This window comes from Mycobacterium sp. ABE4_509 (genome assembly GCF_056160785.1).
In genome coordinates, this window is sequence record NZ_JBSWXU010000261.1 from 1 (window position 1) to 3107 (window position 3107).

Below are 3107 nucleotides of genomic sequence, written 5' to 3' on the forward strand. Positions count from 1 at the left end.
GCCGCGGGCCTGGCGGAGGACACGCTGGCCGCCGCGCACTCGACTCTGGCGATACTCGGCGAGGCACTCGGCGCGACCCCGGCCCGCCGGATTTCCTCGGCCGGGCAGACACATTGGATCGACGTGCGCGGACTGGCCGCCGAAGCCGGCGTCGCCGAAGCCGTCAGCGCCGCGCTGCGCGAAACCCCGGGCGTGACCACCGCACACATCAACGCCCCGACCGCGCGTGTCGTCGTCACCGTCACCCGCACCGGACCCAGCGCAACCCACCTGGCCGGCGTCGTCGCCGCGGCCGAAAAGCGCTGCGGGGTGGGACGCGAAGTGCCGGCCTCGTTGCCCGGCGACGACCCCCTGCTGGCCGGCCGGGTGTCCGCCGCGGTGGTGTCGGGTGTGGGCCTGGGCGCCGCGACGCTGGGCAGCATGCTGCCGTTGGGGGGCATCCCCCGGCTGGTGTCGACTCCGGTGGCGCTGGCCGATCACCTTCCGAGCGTGCGCCGCGGCATCGAGAGCCGCCTCGGTGTCGAAGGCGCCGATCTGCTATTCGCACTGCTCAACTCGGCGACCGGCGCACTGGGCTCCGCTCCGGCGACCCTGGTGGCCGGCACCGCGACCCGCGCCATGCAGACCGCCGAAGCCCTCAACGGCCGGCGAGCGTGGCAGCGGATGGAACCTCATCTGAGCGAACAGGCCGCCAAGTCCGGAGATGTCCTGACCGCCCGCCCACCACGCCGGCACGGCCGCACCGGGGCGAAGTACGCGACTGCCTCGATCGGCGTCGGTCTCGCGTCCGGTGCCGTGATCGGTGGATTCGCCGGAGCACAGACCGGTGGGGCCGCCGCCCAGGTTTCGGTTCCGAAAGCTGTTCGCACCGTGCGGGAGTCGTTCTGCTGCGCGGTCAGCCGCGGTCTGGCCAACCGGCACGGCGCACTGGTGCTGCACCCGCAGTCGCTGCGCTGGCTCGCCGAGGTCGACACCGTGGTGATCGACCCGCGGATCCTCTACACCGACTCCTACACCGTCAGCCGGGTGCGGGGCCTGCGCGGGAAGTCCAGGCGAGCCGCGGCCTGGGCCGCGGCCAACGCGGCGCTCGAGGCCGGTGAGCTCTCCCCCGGCTGGAATCCGCTGTCGTCGGTCGCCGGCGGCGGCGACACCGGTGAGGCGCTCGTCACCGCGGTACGTGATCCGCTCGCCGCCGCGGTGGTGACCGAGGCGCGCCGGGCCGGCGCACGGGTCGTCGGGATCTACGACGACGGGTTGCACTCCCTCAAGACCGGGTTCGACGAACTGCGGACCCACCGGGGCTCGCTGGACGACACCCTGGCCGACACCGTGGCCGGACTTCGCACCGGCGGGGCGACGGTGGCGTTGCTGTCCACGTCCGGGCAGCAGGCCGCGCTCGACGCCGACCTGGCGATCGGGGTCCTGCGCGACACTGCCGCGCCGCTGTGGGGCGCCGACGTCCTGGTGCCCGATCTGGCCGCCGCCTGGCGGATGCTGCGCACCCTGCCCGCGTCGCGCGCCGCTGCCGCGGCGGGGGTGTCGCTGTCTGCGGGCAGCTCGGTGCTCGGTGCACTGATGCTGATCCCGGATGTGCCGGGAAGCGGCCCGGCGTCGGTCGACCTGACCGCCGCCTGGGGGGTGTGGCGGGGATTCGACATCGGCCGCAAGGTGTTCGACGAACAGCTGCCGCACCCGGAGGCGGGCCACGACTGGTACGCGCTGCCCATCGAGGAAGTGGCCCGGTTGCTGCCCCGACCGGCCGAGCTCGCCCCCGAAGCCGGGACGGCCTGGGCCGCTGTCACCGCGTCGGCGCCCGCGCAACTGGCGGTGCACGGCTACCGGGCGGTACGCGACTACATCGGTGCGGTCCGCGGGGACCTGGCCGATCCGATGACCCCGATCCTGGCCACCGGGGCCGCCGCGAGCGCGCTGCTGGGCTCACCGTTGGACGCGGTGCTGGTCGGCAGCGTGCTGGTCGGCAACGCCGCGATCTCCGCTCAACAGACCCTGCACGCCCGCCAGATTCTCGACCGGCTGCTGGCCGTGCAGGAACCTCCCGCGCGCGTCGCGGTCGCCGACGGATTCGGTGAGGTCGCCTCGGCGGCGCTACGGCCCGGCGACCTGATCGAGGTGCGCTCCGGGGAGGTGGTCCCGGCCGACGCCAGGCTGGTCGGCGCCGAGGGTGCCGAGGTCGACGAATCATCGCTGACCGGCGAGTCGCTGCCGGTGGCCAAGGACACCGAGCCGACACCGGGGGTGACCCTGGCCGAGCGCACCGGAATGCTCTACGCCGGAACGACGATGGTGGCCGGGCGGGCCCGGGGAATCGTGGTCGCCGCCGGCCCCGCCACCCAGGCACGCCGGGCGCTGGCGATGTCGCCGGCCAAGAAACACGAGGTCGGGCTGTCGGCCCAACTCGGCGCGATCACCCGCAAGGCGCTGCCGTGGAGCCTCGCCGGCGGCGGGCTGGTCGGGGTGCTGTCGCTGCTGCGCGGCACGCCGATCCGCGACGCCGCGTCGGGCACCGTGGGAATCTCGGTGGCCGCGGTACCCGAGGGGCTGCCGCTGGTGGTCACGCTCGCGCAGTCGGCCTCGGCGCGCCAGCTGACCGGATCCTCGGTGCTGATCCGCAACCCCAAGGCCATCGAGGCCTTCGCCCGGGTGCAGGCCGTCTGTTTCGACAAGACGGGCACGTTGTCGGAGAACCGGTTGCGGGTGACCGCGATACACCCCCTCGACGGGGTCAGCGCGGACGACGTGCTGGCGGCCGCCGCCCGCACGATGCCCGCCGGAGCCACCGTCGAACACGCCACCGACCAGGCGGTGCGTGATGCCGCCACCGAGCGCGGTCTGCCCCTCGACGACTGCGATGCGCTGCTGCCGTTCCAGTCCGACCGGCCGTTCGCCGCGGCGCTCATCGGCAACCGCATCGTGCTCAAGGGCGCCCCCGAGGTTCTGGTACCCGGCGACAGCCCGGCCGGTCCCGTGCTCGACGAGATGGCCGCCCAGGGGCTGCGGGTGCTCGCGGTGGCCGCAAGGGAGATCACCGCGGCGCAGGCCGCCGTGGCGGTGGCCGACCCCGCGGCGTTCGAGGCGCTGTGCCGCAC

The 3107-nt window shown here is 74.3% G+C and carries 1 protein-coding gene; it reads left to right on the top strand.

Annotated features, from left to right (window positions below; translation table 11 throughout):
* Positions 1-3107, top strand: a 3107-nt coding sequence (locus ACXAID_RS27615) for an HAD-IC family P-type ATPase (protein WP_475025357.1), incomplete at both ends; no start/stop codon positions are given.